The following is an 18,879-nucleotide window of genomic DNA, read 5'->3' on the forward strand; positions in this document are numbered from 1 at the left end:
TATGACCTTTAATTCAAAACGAGATCGTACGTTTATTACCCTAATTATTTTTGCAATAGGCATAATTGCATTAGCGACACTTTGGCCGGTTGTTTATGAATTATTTTTTACAGAAGCGCCTGACTATGTAGCAATAATCATATTATTTGTGTTATTTATACTAATTGCTGGTTTTATGTTATGGATTACCTTTGATATAGAATACACATTTCACACCGATTATTTATACGTCAGAGGTGGATTATTCAGAAGCAAAATTCCGTATAAGGACATTACTAAAGTAAATCCTACTTCACAAATACTAGTCGGTTATAGAATCCTTTCTTCTAAAGACGCACTTGAAATTCATTATAAACAAGCTTTTATGGGGAGTGTCATTATTTCACCATTAGAAAAAGAGGATTTCATCAAGGTTCTATTAGAAAAAGCACCACATATCCATGTTGTTAAGTAATGAAGTATTGCTCCTGAGTAAGCGTGCAAATTTAACACATTTGTCAACAATCTGAAGTGGGGGATTGCAAATGGACAAGGAACATTTTAATAAACCAAGTAGTGATTTAATCGGTGATATCTTAAGGAATTATGAAAAAACCGGAGGAATGGATAATCTGAAGGGGCAAGGAAAACCACTACCGGAAGATTATTTTTCCGGAGATATATTTCAACATTTTCAAAAGATAGCGAAAGATGCTGGATTCAAACCACATTGGTTAAAGCTTCAACATGAGATTCGGGATGAGTTAAAAGACATCGCCGAAAAATATGAGAATGGGCAAAAAAGCGAATTACAATTTCGAGTGACAAAAGTTAATGAAAAAATTATTGAATACAATAAATCATGTCCACCACCAATGCAAAAAGGTGTTGTTCGATTAGAAACCATCAAATCCTCAAGTAAACTTTGGTGAAAAAGAATGTCTTATGTTAACCAATAGATAAGAAAATCGTTGAAACGGCTCCCTTTCCGTGGGCGTTGCCTCAGCCTCCTCGCTTTCGCTGTGGGGTCTTCGACTAACGCTATTCCCGCAGGAGTGTCGCTTTTTCAACGATTTTCTAGAAATAAAAAGTAGAGCGTGGATTGTTAGGATCCCCTCTACTTTTTTGTTTTTTAGACAACCCCATCTCGCTCTTTTCATTTATTAAAGAGAGACTAAACGATGGTGGTGTAAGAAAATCTAAAATAATCTAGACTTATTTCGAAATTGCATCCAATCTTTACTAATTCAATTCGTAAAGGAAAAATCTGCGAGACTCCTGCGGACGTGCCAGATGAGGTTGTTCAATAGATCAATCAATAAGAAAATCGTTGAAACGGCTCCCTTTCCGCGGGCGTTGCCTCAGCCTCCTCGCTTTCGCTGTGGGGTCTTCGACTAACGCTATTCCCGCAGGAGTGTCGCTTTTTCAACGATTTTCTAAAAATGAAAAAGTATTTACATTAAAAAATAGACTGTATTTCATGGATTATGAACGAACAAACAATCATGGCATCCAATTTGAATATCAAATGAATCATCATATCCATCTCCTCGGTGTTATAGTTGATGATTGGAGCGGAGGGCGACGACTCCTGCGGGAGTAACGTGAGTCTTGAGACCCTTCAGGGAGCATAGCGACCGAAGAGGCTCAAGCCACGCCCGCGGAAAGCGTTCGCCTGTAGCGGAAATCAACTGCTTTCCATCAGTCTGTGTGTCTCATGTTTACATGAGGCACTTTTTTATATTGACGAAGTTCTCTATATTTATTATGATGTTTTTGAGTTAACAAACAAACAGAGTAAAGTTAACTCATTTTACATAGGGGGAATCAAAATGAGAAACGACCGTTTAAAAATGATGATTGTTGCTGCTTTATTCGCTGCAATTATATCAGTTGCAGCTCAAATAATGATTAATATTCCACCAGTACCGTTCACGTTAATGACGATCGCAGTCATGTTAACAGCAACGATTCTTGGGAAGAAGTATGGAACATTGGCAGTTACAGTTTATGTATTAATGGGTGCAGTTGGCATTCCTGTCTATGCTGGAATGAAAGGTGGATTTGGAATCATATTAGGTCCTACGGGTGGATATTTAATAGCAATCATTCCTGCAGCATTTTTCATTGGTTGGTATTTAGAGAAGTTTGGACATACGAAAGTACACGCTATTGTAGCGAATATGGTGGCAGTATTCATTATATTAATTATTGGTACGCTTTGGCTTAAGGTGGTAGCAGATTTACCTTGGGACGGTGCGATAAAAGGCGGAATGCTTCCGTTTATACTCCCAGACTTAGCAAAAGCAGTTGTGGCAGCAGTTTTAGGTATTATTATAAGAAATCGTTTAGTAGCAGCAAAATTAATATAAAAATCATGCTCCGGGGCAGTTCGGAGCATGATTTTTTAGTATTAGGGGTAAAGTAGAAAATATTCCTACTTGCTTCATTGCCTCTCCATTTTAAGAAGAGGATGTTGTCGCTTTGATTAGGGGTATCGTTCTTCACTTAAAGATCGATTTTTTGTGTGGTGGTGGTATTGTTCATCTTGTATTTGAATATTGAGCTCTTCCACTGGAATGGAGTCAACCGTTTGCATATCTTCATGCATATCAAACAAACTTTCTTTCGTTGTACGTACTCCATCGGGATTATCTAGAAAGCGCCCTTGTGCATCTTTTCGAACCTTATCCTTCATTTTTGACAAGGTTCAAAAGCATATGGCTAAGTGCTTGCTGTTGTTCTTTGTTTCCACTATTCCATAATTGTTGTAATAAATGTTCTTCTCTGTTACGAGGTTCTTCATGTGCTGCTAAATATCCAGCAACTTTTTCGGTTGCTTTTGCTAATACTTCTTCACTTAATCCCATTTTTTCACCAGCAGCTACTTTGCCGGATAAATAGGACTTGAAGGAAGAGAAATTTTTTAATATCTCTTCTTTTTCTTCAGTACCAATACTATTCAGTTTTTGTTCCACTCGTTCATCTATTTTGTTTCCCAAGTCATCTCACTCCTTTTATTTTGAACTCTTATTAGCTATTCCCAAAGCATTATCAAAAATTCATTTTTTTTTAAGTTTTTTTAATCGAGTGGACAAAAACCGCATTTTTGTAGACCAGGAATATCTTTTGAAAAACAACAAGTCGTTCGTACTCTTGTGTTTATTAATTCTGATGGACTTTTGCCTTTTAAATAATTTGTCAAAAGGTTTTTAGAAGAAAATGATGTCCAAATGGACGAATGTTGCAGAAGGTTCCAGTCTTCGGCTGCATTTTCTGCTATGACCGGATTTTCTAAAAAAACGTAATAATGCCATAACAAATAGCTAAAAACATTTTCCCAAAGAGTAATAGGAGAGATACTACATTGTGAGCGAAGTAGCTTAATAATGGAATGACATTGATGTTCCCATACTAGTCTTACATCTTCTATACGATCTTCTTTCACTTCTCGGAAAAACTCTAATGGTATCACTGTACTAATCGTTTTGTTTCCATACTCTTTCGTTGCAAAAAATTGAATTTGCTCAAGAGGGCCATCCCAAATTTCATCATACAAAGTCATCATATAAAACTGCATAGAAATGAACATTCCTACTCTTCTCATGAAAAAGGATGCAGCAATTGGATCGTTCGAAGCTCCTGAAATTAGTTTTATAATAGGAAGTGCAGTATTTACATTTTTGGCATGAAAAAGAGGAGTGCTGGAAGACTCAAAATACACACTATAATTATGAAATTGTCGGATTTGATCGTTCGTTAAAGTAGTCATACAAATAGTATACAATTATTTCATAAAAGTGTTGACAATTTAATTGAAAATGATTATCATTACCATATAGAAACTTACTCTTAATGTGAGAAGGTTCTTACCAGCGACTTTTCTCCAAATTGTAGCTGATCATTCGCACACTTAACCCCCTCGACGTTAAGATAGTGCATTCATGTACTTCGGTAACCCATTTTGGTTACCGAATTTTTTTTATGTCTAAAAGAACAACTGATTATATATTTTAATTACAAATTATGTAATAAAAATATAAACTTAGGAAAATATATATGAAGAATTTCACTAAGACTAATGCATTGACTTTGAAATTTACTGCATCTATAATTTTCAGAATATAGCGTTTATTAGGTATGAAGTACCTGATGAATTAGAAATTATGAGGATAGGTGAGTGAGTAGATGGATTTGAGGACACGTGCGTTGAATTTGCATCGAGAGAGTAAAGGGAAAATAGAATTAGTTTCAAAGGTTCCTATGGAAAGTATGAGTGATTTGAGTCTGGCTTATTCTCCTGGTGTAGCAGAACCTTGTATTGAAATAAAAAATAATCCTTCAACGATTTATGATTACACATCGAAGGGAAACCTAGTAGGGGTAGTAACAGATGGGACTGCAGTATTGGGGCTTGGAGATATTGGACCAGAAGCTGCTTTACCGGTTATGGAAGGAAAAGCAATTTTATTAAAAAGGTTTGCAAATGTAGATGCTTTTCCGATTTGTCTCGATACAAAAAATGTAGATGAAATTGTACAAATTGTAAAAGCACTAAGTCCGACATTTGGCGCGATTAATTTAGAAGATATTTCTGCTCCTCGTTGTTTTGAAATAGAAGATCGTCTTCGTCAAGAGTTGGAAATTCCAGTATTTCATGACGATCAGCATGGGACGGCTATTGTAGTTGGAGCAGGTCTTCAAAATGCGGTGAAACTTGTAAAGAAAGAAATTCCACTATTGAAAGTAGTTATAAATGGGGCCGGTGCGGCAGGAATGGCTATTTTACGTATTCTTCAACAATTGGGCTATCAACAAATTATTATGTGTGATTCAACAGGAATTATTTATGAAGGTCGAGAGGAAGGTATGAATCCGATTAAAGAATCTATTGCTAGTACAACGAACCCACTTGGATTAAAAGGGGCGTTGAAAGACGCAATGGAAGGTGCTGATATATTCATTGGTGTTTCAGTAGCGAATCTATTAACGAAAGAAATGATTGATTTGATGAATGATGAACCGATTGTCTTTGCTTTAGCAAATCCGACACCTGAAATCTCGTATAACTTGGCGAAAGAATGGGGAGTAAGAGTTATTGCGACCGGACGCTCTGATAATCCAAACCAGGTGAATAACGTATTAGCGTTTCCGGGTATTTTTAGAGGCGCCCTAGACATTAGAGCAACAGATATAAATGAAGAAATGAAGCTAGCAGCTGTGCAAGCAATTGCTTCACTTATAGATGAACGTGACATTAGAGATGATTATATTATTCCAGATGCGTTTGATGAGCGAGTAGTAGATGCAGTTGCACAAGCAGTAAGTGATGCTGCGATTGAATCGGGTGTATCTAATTTGTTTCAACCGGCAATTAAATAAGCATATCCCTAATTAAAGGCATTTCAGAAAGGGAAGATTCCCTCTTTGGTATGCTTTTTAATTAGGTTTATTACATTTTATTTTTAATGATGTCTCCTCTCTTCTTGTCACTTTTAGAAACTTTTCCTCCTTTCAAACGTAGAACTAAGAACAAGAGGAAGAGAGGCGATTTAAATGGATGTACGTGAATTTTATGTATCATTATCACCAAAAGACGCCCTGGAAATTCTTCAGAATTCTTTAGTGCAGGGAAGTATTTCAGGAGCCATTGTAGATATATATGAACGTATAGTGGGAGAACATCAGGTGGTTGTATGCGTTTTAGAAAAGTATTATATGCGCACAAGCAATCGTACCTCATTAACAGTCACAGTCGATAATTTAGAGAATAAAACGAAAGTGCATGCTGCTGCATCAGGAGGAGGAGAAGGGATGTTTTTCCGATTCGACTGGGGAGCAGGTGGAAGTTTCGTAAACAGTGTGGAAAAGGTTTTAGGTGAATATATAGTATAAGTAAGCAAAAAGTGCAGAGTTATTTATAACTCTGCACTTTTATTGGAAATATGAGATTAAGTATTATTTTTTGACTTTAGAGTTTGAACTCTTGTATTTAATATTTTTGTATAGTAACTATGTAAGAACATCCCTAAAATAATAATACCGAGTCCAGCTAAAGCGATTGGTGCTGGTAGTGGAACGTGGAGTAAAAACATTTCTCCGATAATGACAAAAATAATTTCAGTAGATTGAGTTGCCTCAACAGCAGCAAGTTTTCCTTGATGATCACGAACACGATCCGTTGCCATGAAGAATAGAATTGTTGCAATAACCCCAGAGCTGACAGCTACGATAAGCGACTGTACGACTTGGCCCGCGGAAGGTAGGCCAACTGTGAAAATCGCATAAATGGACAATAATATCCAAGCTGGCATCGAAGCTATTGTCATACCTAAAACGCGCTGAAATGTATCTAATCTGCCTTCTAAATGCCCCATCATTTTCCTATTTCCTAGTGGGTAGGCAAAAGCAGCGACTAGAACAGGTAGAATTCCAAGAAGGATCATATTTAGGGAGATAGTTTGCGTATTAGGTATTTGTATAAGTATAATTCCGATTAAAATAACGAATGAGATATAAAGTGATACGAGTGGAATCTTTTGCTTAATGATTCGATTCCCGACTTTCAACGTAAATAATGGTGCTAGAATGACCCCAGCTACAATTGTAAATTGCCACATCCCAGATATTAACCAACCTGGTCCATATGCAGCAGCAAAAGTTAACGGAGCGTAAAATAGTACAAATCCAACAAAGCTCCACACCAACCATGGGGCTGGAGCAGTTTTTAATTCCTTAAACGTTGTAGATATTCCTTTTCGATAATAAACGATAATGATTAAAAAAGGCACCATAAAAAAGTAGCGGAGGGAAGAGCTCCAAAGCCAGCTCCCTCCCGATATTTCCATCGAACGATTAAGTATAAAGGTTACTGCAAAAAATAAAGAGGCTAAAACACCTAGTAATATTTCACGCACATTAACACCTACTTAAGCTTGTTTTTCAAACGATAGGATGATACCTTTCAAAACTTCCGTTGACTTCTCCATAGCATCTATGGAAATATATTCGTATTTACCATGATAATTTTCTCCACCAGTGAACACGTTAGGAGTTGGCATACCCATATAGGAAAGTTGTGATCCATCCGTTCCTCCACGAATAGGAATGATTAATGGCTCAATATCAAGTGAAACCATTACATCTTTTGCTATATCTACAATTTCCATTACAGGTGTAATTTTTTCACCCATATTATAGTACTGGTCGTTTAACTCAACAGAAATAGCACCTTCTCCATATTCTGCTTTAATTTTCTCAGCAGTATCTAAGAACAATTGCTTTTTCGCTTCAAACTTTTCACGGTCATGATCACGAATAATATAACTAAGCTCTGTTTTTTCTACATCACCATTAATATTCATTAAGTGAATAAATCCTTCATGACCATCTGTTTTTTCTGGAACAGCATCTACTGGCATGTGAGATTGGAATTTAGTAGCGATTGTAATTGAGTTCACCATTTTCCCTTTAGCAGAACCTGGATGCACACTCGTACCGTTCGTTACTACTTTTGAGCCGGCAGCATTAAAGCTTTCATATTGCAATTCACCAAGTGGACCTCCGTCCATTGTATATGCAAATTTTGCTCCAAACTTTTCTACATCAAACTTATGCGGTCCGCGTCCAATTTCTTCATCTGGAGTAAATGCCACACGAATTTTTCCGTGTTTCACTTCTGGGTTTTGAACGAAATATTCCATAGCAGTCATAATAATCGCAATACCTGCTTTATTGTCCGCACCTAAAAGTGTAGTCCCATCTGTTGTAATAAGTGTGTGACCAACATATTTTTTTAGTTCAGGAAAATCAGCTACAGACATTACAGTTGACGCATTTAGGATGATATCTTGTCCGTCATAATTATCGATGCGCTGAGGATTTACATTTTTACCTGTATAGTCAGTAGCAGTATCGACATGTGCTAAAAACCCAATTGTCGGTAAGTCCTTATCAGTATTAGATGGTAAAGAGGCAAATAAATAACCATTTTCATCTAAAGTAATTTCTTCTAGACCGATTTCAGCTAGCTCCTTTTCTAACAGATGAAGCAAATCCCATTGACCTTCAGTTGATGGGCAAGAGGCGCTTGAAGCATTTGATTGTGTATCTATTTTTGCATAGCGAGTTAAACGCTCAATTAATGTTTCTTTCATGAGAATAAATCCCCTTTCAAAATTATAAGTATATTCTTATTTTAGCAGATTCTTTCGAGATGCGGAATAATGAGCATAGATACTAAAAGCAATTAAAAATTGTGCTCCGTAATAGGAAATCATAATAAAGGCGTCCGAAAAAGGAATATCAATAATAAATTTATTAATCGCAAGTACAGAGTCCGAGAAAATAAATAAAATAGCCCCAATGATAGCAAATCTATTTGCTGTTTGAAAAGCATTCCAACCCATTAGTAAAATTACAACTATATAGAGAATGACAGCCCCAGCTAAAATATACTCCCCTTGTGACAAAAGAGTTCCAGCTAACCAAGTTGCCATTGCAATACCATATACTAGGAGGAGGACGGCTCCCCATCTAGGAATAGCTGCTTTTTTTATTTGACGGAACGCAAAAATATACCAAATATGCCCGATTAAAAATGTAATCAGTCCAATAATAAACCAATAAATTAACCCATCTGCTAGCATACAAACAAATAGCCCCACTATTATGAGCAATTTATACTTTTTAGGTTCCCTAGAAGGTTGAATAAATGCCAACAATAAAATGAGCAGCATAGGAATAAGTTTAAAAATAATTTTAGTAGATACAGGATCTTCTGGTATAAAGAAAATATAAAGAATTCCCATAACCGCAATGAAAACCGAAATAATTTTACTCCACATAAAAAAGCAACACCCCTCTATTCTTATATTCGTTACTGCAATTTAATATCCTGCAATATTGTATGCGAAAGAAAAATAAAAAAAGAACAAGCCTGAATAATTGCTCAAGCTTGTTCTTTCATCTTTTAATATTCTGGGGGATCACTAGTTACATACGTTCCTGCAATAAAATCATGAATTGCTCGTTTGTCTTCCCGTAGTCCTACCATAAATGCACTCACGATAACGCCTATTCCAAATGTCAGTGAGTAAAGAATCCAACCAATGATTTCACGTTTGAACATTGTCCAAAAGTTTACATTGGATCCATCTATTTTAACAATTCGTATACCTACAATTCTCTTACCTACTGTATATCCAGTCCATAATAGAGGTACAACTAAAGAATAAATAGAATCAGTTATTGTTGTGAGCCAAGAATTAGATGACTCTCCTAAAATGATATTACATATAATTGATAATGGAATCCCAATAATGATGCCATCTAATAAACCAGCACCTAATCGTGCCCAAAAGCCAACTGGATTTAACATGAAATAACTCCTTTAAAATTATAACGCGGAATCATCGACACTATTTAAATAGTCATCAATCGAACCAATAACAGATTCTACACAGCCTTCTTCAAATGGCGAGATAAGATTTGCTCCTGCTACTAATTTAGTGAAAGATTTAGAGCCACCTAATTGGCATAAGTGCAAATAATCCTTCCAAGCAGATTCATGATCTTCTCTTGAGCGTTTCCAAAATTGGAATGCACAAATTTGAGCTAACGTGTAGTCAATATAATAAAAAGGACTCGCGTAGATATGACCTTGACGTTGCCAAAATCCACCTGCTTCTAGGTAACTATTGCCATCATAATCACGGTGAGGTAAATATATTTCCTCAATTTTTTTCCAAGCAGCTTTTCGTTCTGCAGGAGTCATTTCTGGGTTTTCATACACTGCATGTTGGAATTCATCGACTGCAACTCCATAAGGAAGGAATAAGAGCCCACTACTCAAATGAGCAAATTTATATTTATCTGTTTGCTCTTTAAAGAATAGCTCCATCCAAGGCCATGTGAAAAATTCCATACTCATGGAGTGAATTTCACAAGACTCATATGTTGGCCAAAGGTATTCTGGTATTCCAATGTTTCGGCTTGTATATACTTGGAATGCGTGACCTGCTTCATGCGTAAGTACATCGATATCCCCAGAAGTTCCATTAAAATTAGAGAAAATATATGGAGACTCGTAATCTTCGATAAATGTACAATAACCTCCAGATTCTTTCCCTTTTTTCGCAACTAGATCCATCAAATCACGATCAATCATAAACTGGAAAAACTCCGCTGTTTCAGGAGAAAGCTCTTCATACATTTTCTTTCCATTTTCCACGATCCACTCTGGTGAACCTTGTGGGGTTGCATTTCCAGATAAGAAATTAAGAGATTCATCATAATACTTTAGTTTATCGACACCTATGCGTTTAGCCTGGCGTTCATATAATTTAGTTGCAACAGGCACGATAAAGTCACGAACTTGATCACGGAACTTTTTCACCATTTCAGCATTGTAATCGATGCGGTTCATACGAACATAACCAAGCTCTACGAAGTTTTTATAACCTAGTTTCATAGCAATCTCATGGCGAACTTTCACAAGCTGATCATAAATCTCATCAAATTTTTCTTCATGTTCTTGGAAAAAATTAAATCTAACATCTGTTGCCTTTTTTCGTACATCTCGATCCGTTGATTCTGAGAACGGTCCTAGTTGTGCAAGCGTCAATAGTTCACCGTTAAATTCCACTTGTGCGGATGCAACAAGTTTTGAATAGTCAGAGGCCAATTTATTTTCCTTTTGCATAAGAGAAATTACTTCAGGAGCAAATGATTTAATTTGAAAATCTGCTAGAGCGAACAATTGACTATCCCATTTTTCTTCAAGCTCTTTTCGGAAAGGAGAGACAATAAGCGCTTTATAATACTCCGTAATAAGCTCATCCATTTGTGGACTTAGTTCATCAAAGTAATCACGTTCTTTTTGATAAAACTCATCGTTTGTATCAATCGATGCTCGAATATAAACTAGATTTGCTTGCGTTGAAAAGTTATTTCGAAATGCATTGATAGCTTCAATTGCTGTACTTTGTTCATCCACTGTTGATGCGCGTTTAAATTGTTCAAGTAACTCTGTAAATTTTGCTTTTCCTTCTTCGAAATCTGGGCGTTTGTATTCGTAGTCTTTAAATGTAACCAATGATATTCTCCTCCCGATCGTTTCTTCGAATTACGAAACGTTTTCATTTCCATTGTTCATTATTTTCTGATATATTGCAATCATTATTTTTAGTTTGATATTTTATAGACAATGATATAATATGTTTATAAAATAGCGAGTAAATAAAGGGTGTGTTTATAAAATGGAGATTTCGGAATTATTTTGGAATGCTGATTTAGAACAATTGAAAGCAGGTTATGTGGAAAAAAAGGAAGCTTTTGTTTGTTTAGTTTGTGGTGAAAGTGTAGAAAAAGGGATTATTTACCCACATCAAGAAGTTTTATTTGAAGCAGAACGATTTATGAAACTACATCTTGAGAAAGAGCATGGGTCCATGTTTCATTATCTAATTGGATTGAATAAAAAATTAACAGGATTAACAGATCATCAAAATAGTTTACTACGGCTGTTTTATGATGGAAAAAGCGATGGAGAAATTCAGTCAGAGTTGAATATTGGCAGTAGCTCGACGATACGTAATCATCGTTTCGTATTAAAAGAAAAGGAGCGACAAGCTAAAATTTTCTTAACTATGATGGAATTGCTGAAAGAAAAAGATGACCATGCACCGGCATTTTTACCGCTTCACAAGACAGCAACGATGGTTGATGACAGATACAATATGACAAAAGAAGAACAAGAAGATGTGGAAAAGAAATTTTTCCCAAAAGGAATTGATGGTCCACTCATAAAATTCCCTAAAAAAGAAAAGCAAAAATTGGCTACACTTCGTGTAATTATAAAGCGTTTTGACATAGAAAAAATCTATAGTGAAAAAGAAATAAATGAGGTACTAAAAAATGTATATGCTGACTTCGTCACATTAAGACGTTATCTGATTGAGTATGGATTTTTAGACAGAAGAGATGACGGTAGCGAGTACTGGGTTAAAAACTAAAGTAAAGGATTGAATATAATGAATCGGAAAAAAGAACTAAAACAAGAATACAAAGAAGTAAAAGTGGAAGGAGGAATATATGTCATTACAAATAAGCAGAACGGTAAAAAGTTTGTTGCATCCACTCGGAACTTTAAAACATTAAACGGGACAAAATTTACACTGGAAACAGGCACACACACAAATCGTTTGCTCCAGGAAGATTGGAAACAATTCGGGAAAGACGCATTTGATATCGAGGAAGTAGAAATTCTGAAAAAACCAGAAAATCAGTATATCGACGAAAAGAAAGAACTAGAAAAACTCTTAGACAAATGGCTAGAAGATCTACAACCTTATGGGGAAAATGGGTACCACACAAAATAGGTTTAAGCAAAGGCTTCCGTATAGACGGAAGCCTTAGTCTTTTATTAAATGAATTGTTACTTTTTGAGTCCGGAAAAAGCCAATCGCTTTCCGCTGACGTAACGACAAGCCTCCTTCTCGCTATGCTGTGGGCACTGAAAAAGTCTCTATAATTCGACTTTGCTAAGTGGTACTGTCTAATATATTCCAATAAATAAGAAAATCGTTGAAACGGCTCCTTTGCCGCGGGCCACTGAAAAACCAAAATTCAGAAAATAAAGTCACCACTTGAGAAGTATATTTGTATCAAAATTGGCATGACGTCCCCATAAACACCCTAAAAAGTGAAGGAATTATGGGATTTCGTTTTTATTTTTTGAAAAAAAGTGACTTTTTCAGTGACCTCCTTTGCCGCGGGCGTTGCCTCAGCCTCCTCGCTTCGCTGCGGGGTCTTCGACTAACGCTTTTCCCGCAGGAGTATCGCCTTTTTCAACAATCTTCTAGAAATGAAAAAGTACTTACATTACAAAATAGACAGTTTTTGTACCTCCGCTACGTTTCTGCATCCAGATGAGGTTGTCCAATATTCCAATAAATAAGAAAATCGTTGAAACGGCTCCCTTTCCGCGGGCGTTACCAGCCTCCTCGCTTCGCTGCGAGGTCTTCGACTAACGCTTTTCCCGCAGGAGTGTCGCCTTTTTCAACGATTTTCTAGAAATGCAAAAGTATTTACATTACAAAATAGACAGTTTTTCAGTGCCTTCGCAACCTCGTGCGGGGTCTTGGACGCTCCGTATTTCCGCAGGAGTATCGCAGCTTTTTCCTAAACGTATTGAATTAGAGAGTTGTTATGCGATGGTGTCCAGATAGAGATATTACGATTAATTAAGTAGTCTCAGCTAATCATTTGGTTGTTAGATAGAAGCTTGATTCTGATAAAAATAAAATTTATCCAGTATGTCATTCGTCTTTAATCGACTCCGAATATAATCGGAGTCATTTTCCAACAATATGAGTCTTTAACAATGCTAATCTTTCTCGTAACCGTACTTTCGTTTCCACAACTTTTGGGGTTGGAGCTGCAACGACGTCCGTATCCCAGTTCAGCTTTTCAGCAAGTATTTTCGCCCGCTGTAAGTGATAGTCACTAGTAATAATGGTGACAGAAGTTACGTCATCTGGCAGTAACTTCTGAGAGTACAATAGGTTTTCATAAGTGGAAGTCGACTGATCTTCTACAATGAGTCTGTCTTCCGCTATTCCATTTTCGAGAAGATAATTTTTCATTACCACTGCTTCCTCAATTTCCTCATCAGAACCTTGTCCACCAGATAAAACAATCTTTACATGTGGATACTTCGTAGCATAATCTAGTGCAGATTCCAATCGGTATTGTAGTGCTAGAGATGGGATATTCCCTTTTTTTACTTTTGCACCTAATACGATGGCGTATTCATTAGATCCATCGGCTTTTGGTTCAAGCCCATCATCTAGCCATTTACTAGTAAGCATCCACATACCAAATCCAACGGAAGCAATAACTAATAGAGGGATAAGCACAATCCACCTTTTTTTTTTCGTCATCTAGTTCACTCATTTCATTTACAAAGACGGTTTTTTCCTTCGAAGAAAAGTAGAAATTCTCATTTCTTCGTTCCGAAATAATCGCTTGAAATTTTCTATATGCAATAGGACAGCCATTAGAAACAAAAAGCCTGCAATAATTATTGGTGAAAGCCCTTCTGCAAACCAAATCGAAGCTACAATAAATACAAAATAAAACACAAATACACCAATCAGTAAATAGTCCGATAAAAAAGTCACCGCAATTAATAATAAAAGTCCAATTAATCCAATAGGCCAATGAATTGCAAAAAGAATACCAATAATAGATGCAGTACCTTTTCCACCTTTAAATCCTGTGTATATCGGGAAATTATGTCCTAGAATAACAGCAGCACCGGCTAAATAAAGTAATAAATCCTGTTCAGCTAATGAAAAATTAGAGTAGCTTTGCAGAACGAAGCGGACGCCGATGATAGCGAGTACTCCTTTAAAAATATCAATAATTGCAACTAAAATTCCATATTTCATTCCAAGAACAATTGCTGCATTGGAAGCTCCAGAATTTTTAAGGCCCTCTTTTTTAATATTAACTCCGCTAAAAAACTGGGCAATTTTCGAGCCATGTATTGCTCCGATTAAATAACTAATAATGAGAATACTTATAATCCAAATTTCCATCATATCACCTCCAAATAAATATCCCCTATACATGTAACGTACAACCCTAGGAGAAGTTTCAGAATTTTTTATTTTAATACTTGACTAAAAGTTTCATATAATCATATACTGTGTAACAAGATGGAAAACTAAATCTAATACTCTTATCAAGAGTGGCGGAGGGACTAGGCCCTAAGATGCCCGGCAACCACCAAGTACTGAACTTGGAAAGGTGCTAAATCCTACAAATTCGATTTACGAATTTGGAAGATAAGAGGAGGAACATGCGAAACTGCACCCCTCTTCTTAAACGAAGAGGGGTTTTTGTTGTTCCAAAATCCTCTCCCACCTCCACAGTGTCCATCTAAACTACTTTCTAGGAGGAATTCAAATGACAAATCTTCACCCAGAAACACTTCTTTTACATGGCGGCCAACAGCCAGATCCAGTGACAGGCTCAAGAGCAGTGCCTATTCACAAAACTACTTCTTTTGTATTTCGAGACACAGAACATGCACAAAATCTATTTGCATTAAAAGAGTCTGGCAACATCTATTCACGCATCATGAATCCAACTGTTGATGTTTTTGAACAACGAGTTGCTTTACTAGAAGGTGGAACAGCGGCTGTAGCATTATCCTCCGGAATGGCTGCAATTGCTTTCTCCATTTTGAATATTGCTGGAGCTGGTGATGAAATTATTGCTGCAGAAAACTTATACGGAGGTACATTCAATTTATTTGCCCATACATTGCCTTGCTACGGTATTACTGTAAAATTCGTGGATTCAACAGACCCAGAAAACTTCCGCAGAGCGGTTACAGATAAAACAAAAGGATTCTTTGCCGAAATAATTGGGAATCCAAGTCTAAATGTCCTAGATGTTGAGAAAGTATCTACCATTGCCAACGAGGTAGGGATACCCCTACTAGTAGATAATACATTTGCTAGCCCATATGGTGCGAACCCTATTAAACACGGAGCACATATTGTCATTCACTCAGCTACTAAATGGATTGGCGGTCACGGAACTACAATCGGTGGAGTAGTGGTAGACGGAGGAAATTTCGATTGGGATTCCGATAAATTCCCTGGGTTTACTGAGCCAGATGTAACGTATCATGGCTTGCGTTATGGAATTGATGTTCCGCAGGTAGCGTTTGCCATAAAACTACGTGTTCAGTTGCTTCGGGATTTCGGTCCATCACTAAGCCCTGAAAGTGCATTTTCTTTTCTACAAGGGTTAGAAACGCTACATTTACGAGTGCCAAAGCACAATGAAAATGCACAAAAAATAGCACAATATTTATCGAAACATGAAGGAGTAGAATGGGTTAACTATTTAGGATTAGATAATCACCCTTCCTATGAATTAGCACAAAAATATTTAAGCAATGGTTTCGGATCAATCTTAACATTTGGGGTAAAAGGTGGAAAAGAAGCAGGTCGACACATCATTGACAACATCGAAATTTTCTCTCATGTAGCAAACGTAGGGGATGCAAAATCACTCATAATTCATCCAGCTTCCACTACCCACCAACAATTAACACCTGAGGATTTAGTAAAATCGGGTGTAACAGAGGATCTAATTCGCTTGTCTGTAGGGCTCGAGGCAGTCGAAGACCTACAAAATGCATTGGATAAAGTACTTGTAGGGAAAACAAATGTCCTCTCTAGGTAGAATTTTTGTTGTTAATTGGGCAAAAATAGTCTACAATATGTAAAATAGTTAATCGTAACTTTTTGCGATGTGGATTTTATTAGAATATGAATACGCAAGCTCAATTGTGCAGGTTCGTTTGGAGGAGAAGGTATGGCAAAAATAAAGGCAGCAATCTTAGGATTTGGAACAGTCGGCCAAGGAATATATCATATTGTGAATGATAAGAAAGAGGATCTTAAAAAATCGCTGGGGTTAGATATTGAAATTAGCGCTATTCTTATTAATAATCTAGCGAAAGAAAGACCAGCAACACCTGGCGTATTAGTAACAGATGATTTTGAGGATATTATTAATATTCCAGGGCTTCAAGTGGTCTTCGAAGCTATTGTGAACGAAGATCCAGCATACGGCTACTTATGTAGAGCAATTGATAAAGGGTGTCACGTTATTACGGCGAATAAAGTGATGTTCTCTAAATATAGTATCCCGCTTCACGAACGAGCAAAATCACGTGGTGTATTTGTAGGATATGAAGCGACAACTGCAGGTGGAGTTCCTGTCATTAAAACGTTGAAAAATTTACTTCAAGTAAACTCTGTGAAGAAAATACAGGGGATTTTAAACGGGACTTCGAACTATATTTTAACGCAAATGCGTTTAGAGGAGTGTCCATTTGATAGTGCTTTAAAAGAGGCGCAAATGTTAGGATATGCTGAAGCAGATCCGTATAATGATGTTTCTGGCCAAGATGCGTTCCGTAAATTGATGATTTTAAGTGCGCTAGCTTTTGGAAAGCAGCCAAACTGGAACGATGTACGAGTAGAGGGAATAACAGAAATTTCACTAGAGGATGTGAAAAAAGCGAAACTAGAAGGACTTCGTTATCGGCACGTAGCAGAAATCGTCCAAGACGAAAACGGAGAGCTTTTCGCTTCGGTTGGACCTCAGCTTGTTGGTCCTGATCATCCTTTATATGCGATAGAAGGAGTAAATAACGCTGTTTCACTAGATACAAACTACATTGGAACACTTACTTTAGTAGGTCCTGGAGCAGGAATGTATCCAACTGCAAGTGTCATGGTAGAAGACTACGCAGAAATTATCGGAAAACGCGCAGGATTTATGATTACAATATAATTAATAAATAGGATGATCTCTACTCGTAGAGTATCGTCCTATTTGTTTGAAAATAACTAATTTAAATTTGAGAGCAAGGGTTAAAGTTTACTTTAAAATAAATAAAAAGTACTTTCCCCTCATCGGAGAAAGTACTTTTAAAAGTTAAGAAACTATGTGTTTCTGCGGTGCTAATGAGATTTAGCGCTTTGGCCACCTCCTTCGCTTTGCTGCTTGAGGGTACTGAAAAAGTCCCTATAATTCGAAGTTGCCAGATTGGTTTGTTTAATATTTCAATAAATAAAAAAATCGTTGAACCGGCTCCCTTTCCGCGGGCGTTGCCTCAGCCTCCTCGCTACGCTGCGGGGTCTTCGACTAACGCAATTCCCGCAGGAGTGTCGCCTTTTTCAACGATTTTCTAGAAATGAAAAAGTATTTATTTAAAGAATAGACGGTTTTTCAGTGCAATCGCTATGCTGAGGTCACTAATCGTTATAATTAGACTTTGCCAGATGGGGTTGTTTAATATTTTATAAATAAAAAAATCGTTGAACCGGCTCCCTTTCCGGAGGCCACTGAAAAACCAAAATTCAGAAAATAAAGTCACCACTTGAGAAGTATATTTGTATCAAAATTGGCATGACGTCCCCATAAACACCCTAAAAAGTGAAGGAATTATGGGATTTCGTTTTTATTTTTTGAAAAAAAGTGACTTTTTCAGTGGCCTCCCTTTCCGCGGGCGTTGCCTCAGCCTCCTCGCTACGCTGCGGGGTCTTCGACTAACGCAATTCCCGCAGGAGTGTCGCCTTTATCAACGATTTTCTAGAAATGAAAAAGTATTTATTTAAAGAATAGACGGTTTTTCAGTGCAATCGCTATGCTGAGGACACTAATCGTTATAATTAGACTTTGCCAGATGGGGTTGTTTAATATTTTATAAATAAAAAAATCGTTGAACCGGCTCCCTTTCCGCGGGCGTTGCCTCAGCCTCCCCGCTACGCGCGGGGTCTTCGACTAACGCAATTCCCTCAGGAGTGTCGCCTTTATCAACGATTTTCTAGAAATGAAAAAGTATTTATCTAAAGAATAGACGGTTTATCAGTGCAATCGCTATGCTGAGGTCACTAATCGTTATAATTAGACTTTGCCAGATGGGGTTGTTTAATATTTTATAAATAAAAAAATCGTTGAACCGGCTCCCTTTCCGCGGGCGTTGCCTCAGCCTCCTCGCTACGCGCGGGGTCTTCGACTAACGCAATTCCCGCAGGAGTGTCGCCTTTATCAACGATTTTCTAGAAATGAAAAAGTATTTATTTAAAGAATAGACGGTTTTTCAGTGCAATCGCTATGCTGAGGTCACTAATCGTTATAATTAGACTTTGCCAGATGGGGTTGTTGAATATTTTATAAATAAAAAAATCGTTGAACCGGCTCCCTTTCCGCGGGCGTTGCCTCAGCCTCCTCGCTACGCGCGGGGTCTTCGACTAACGCAATTCCCGCAGGAGTGTCGCCTTTATCAACGATTTTCTAGAAATA

At 37.1% G+C, this 18,879-nt stretch carries 19 protein-coding genes and 1 riboswitch; of the genes, 9 read left to right on the forward strand and 10 right to left on the reverse strand.

What is annotated here, in order from left to right; translation table 11 throughout:
- Position 1 precedes the first annotated feature (1 nt).
- From FG384_RS06930 to FG384_RS06940, 3 genes are all read left to right on the forward strand, one after another.
- Complete coding sequence (locus FG384_RS06930; protein ID WP_142641867.1) at positions 2-454, forward strand: PH domain-containing protein; 453 nt, start codon at positions 2-4, stop codon at positions 452-454.
- 70 nt (positions 455-524) lie between these two features.
- Positions 525-911, forward strand: a complete 387-nt coding sequence (locus tag FG384_RS06935) for a DnaJ family domain-containing protein (protein WP_142641868.1) — start codon at positions 525-527, stop codon at positions 909-911.
- 900 nt (positions 912-1,811) lie between these two features.
- Positions 1,812-2,351: a biotin transporter BioY gene (locus FG384_RS06940; RefSeq protein ID WP_142641869.1), complete on the forward strand. Its 540-nt coding sequence runs from the start codon at positions 1,812-1,814 to the stop codon at positions 2,349-2,351.
- A 116-nt stretch (positions 2,352-2,467) separates the two neighbouring features.
- On the opposite strand, the gene FG384_RS06945 is transcribed toward FG384_RS06940, so the two are convergent.
- The 3 genes from FG384_RS06945 to FG384_RS06955 all read right to left on the reverse strand — a co-directional run bounded on the left by FG384_RS06945 (position 2,468) and on the right by FG384_RS06955 (position 3,751).
- Positions 2,468-2,677 (reverse strand): hypothetical protein, encoded by a 210-nt coding sequence (locus tag FG384_RS06945; protein WP_142641964.1) that lies wholly within the window; start codon positions 2,675-2,677, stop codon positions 2,468-2,470.
- On the reverse strand, positions 2,667-2,981 hold the full coding sequence (locus tag FG384_RS06950; protein ID WP_142641870.1) for a DUF3243 domain-containing protein: 315 nt from the start codon (positions 2,979-2,981) through the stop codon (positions 2,667-2,669). The genes FG384_RS06945 and FG384_RS06950 overlap by 11 nt, the downstream gene beginning before the upstream one ends.
- A gap of 80 nt (positions 2,982-3,061) precedes the next feature.
- Positions 3,062-3,751, reverse strand: a complete 690-nt coding sequence (locus tag FG384_RS06955) for a hypothetical protein (RefSeq protein WP_142641871.1) — start codon at positions 3,749-3,751, stop codon at positions 3,062-3,064.
- A gap of 416 nt (positions 3,752-4,167) precedes the next feature.
- Here FG384_RS06955 and FG384_RS06960 point away from each other — a divergent pair, with 416 nt between their 5' ends.
- Positions 4,168-5,361: an NAD(P)-dependent malic enzyme gene (locus tag FG384_RS06960; protein WP_142641872.1), complete on the forward strand. Its 1,194-nt coding sequence runs from the start codon at positions 4,168-4,170 to the stop codon at positions 5,359-5,361.
- Between the two features lie 174 nt (positions 5,362-5,535).
- Positions 5,536-5,874 (forward strand): DUF6054 family protein, encoded by a 339-nt coding sequence (locus FG384_RS06965; RefSeq protein ID WP_142641873.1) that lies wholly within the window; start codon positions 5,536-5,538, stop codon positions 5,872-5,874.
- Positions 5,875-5,930: 56 nt separating this feature from the next.
- Here the strand turns inward: FG384_RS06965 and FG384_RS06970 are convergent, their stop codons facing one another.
- From FG384_RS06970 to FG384_RS06990, 5 genes are all read right to left on the reverse strand, one after another.
- On the reverse strand, positions 5,931-6,896 hold the full coding sequence (locus FG384_RS06970) for a DMT family transporter (protein ID WP_142641874.1): 966 nt from the start codon (positions 6,894-6,896) through the stop codon (positions 5,931-5,933).
- Positions 6,897-6,908: 12 nt separating this feature from the next.
- Positions 6,909-8,135, reverse strand: coding sequence for a peptidase T (gene pepT, locus FG384_RS06975; protein WP_142641875.1), 1,227 nt, complete (start codon positions 8,133-8,135; stop codon positions 6,909-6,911).
- A 36-nt stretch (positions 8,136-8,171) separates the two neighbouring features.
- A complete protein-coding gene (locus FG384_RS06980; protein WP_142641876.1) occupies positions 8,172-8,825 on the reverse strand; it encodes a lysoplasmalogenase in 654 nt (217 codons plus the stop codon).
- 125 nt (positions 8,826-8,950) lie between these two features.
- Positions 8,951-9,358, reverse strand: a complete 408-nt coding sequence (locus FG384_RS06985; protein ID WP_142641877.1) for an RDD family protein — start codon at positions 9,356-9,358, stop codon at positions 8,951-8,953.
- 18 nt (positions 9,359-9,376) lie between these two features.
- The gene (locus FG384_RS06990; RefSeq protein ID WP_142641878.1) at positions 9,377-11,074 is read right to left on the reverse strand and encodes a M3 family oligoendopeptidase; all 1,698 of its coding nucleotides are present in this window, start codon (positions 11,072-11,074) and stop codon (positions 9,377-9,379) included.
- Positions 11,075-11,237: 163 nt separating this feature from the next.
- On the opposite strand from FG384_RS06990, the gene FG384_RS06995 reads away from it, so the two are divergent.
- Both FG384_RS06995 and FG384_RS07000 read left to right on the forward strand, forming a co-directional pair.
- Positions 11,238-11,993 carry a DUF2087 domain-containing protein gene (locus tag FG384_RS06995; RefSeq protein WP_142641879.1) on the forward strand — a complete coding sequence of 252 codons (756 nt, stop codon included), beginning with the start codon at positions 11,238-11,240 and terminating at the stop codon, positions 11,991-11,993.
- A gap of 18 nt (positions 11,994-12,011) precedes the next feature.
- A complete protein-coding gene (locus FG384_RS07000) occupies positions 12,012-12,359 on the forward strand; it encodes a GIY-YIG nuclease family protein (protein ID WP_142641880.1) in 348 nt (115 codons plus the stop codon).
- Positions 12,360-13,334: 975 nt separating this feature from the next.
- Here the strand turns inward: FG384_RS07000 and FG384_RS07005 are convergent.
- Positions 13,335-13,922 carry a YdcF family protein gene (locus FG384_RS07005; protein WP_205961754.1) on the reverse strand — a complete coding sequence of 196 codons (588 nt, stop codon included), beginning with the start codon at positions 13,920-13,922 and terminating at the stop codon, positions 13,335-13,337.
- Positions 13,923-13,940: 18 nt separating this feature from the next.
- On the reverse strand, positions 13,941-14,582 hold the full coding sequence (locus FG384_RS07010; RefSeq protein WP_142641881.1) for a glycerol-3-phosphate acyltransferase: 642 nt from the start codon (positions 14,580-14,582) through the stop codon (positions 13,941-13,943).
- 140 nt (positions 14,583-14,722) lie between these two features.
- Positions 14,723-14,838: riboswitch (SAM riboswitch) on the forward strand.
- 114 nt (positions 14,839-14,952) lie between these two features.
- Here FG384_RS07010 and FG384_RS07015 point away from each other — a divergent pair.
- Both FG384_RS07015 and FG384_RS07020 read left to right on the forward strand, forming a co-directional pair.
- Positions 14,953-16,245 (forward strand): O-acetylhomoserine aminocarboxypropyltransferase/cysteine synthase family protein, encoded by a 1,293-nt coding sequence (locus FG384_RS07015; protein WP_142641882.1) that lies wholly within the window; start codon positions 14,953-14,955, stop codon positions 16,243-16,245.
- A 132-nt stretch (positions 16,246-16,377) separates the two neighbouring features.
- Positions 16,378-17,364 (forward strand): homoserine dehydrogenase, encoded by a 987-nt coding sequence (locus FG384_RS07020; RefSeq protein ID WP_142641883.1) that lies wholly within the window; start codon positions 16,378-16,380, stop codon positions 17,362-17,364.
- The last annotated feature ends 1,515 nt before the right edge of the window (positions 17,365-18,879 follow it).

Origin of the sequence: Psychrobacillus vulpis (genome assembly GCF_006861825.1) — a bacterium.
Classification (GTDB): domain Bacteria; phylum Bacillota; class Bacilli; order Bacillales_A; family Planococcaceae; genus Psychrobacillus; species Psychrobacillus vulpis.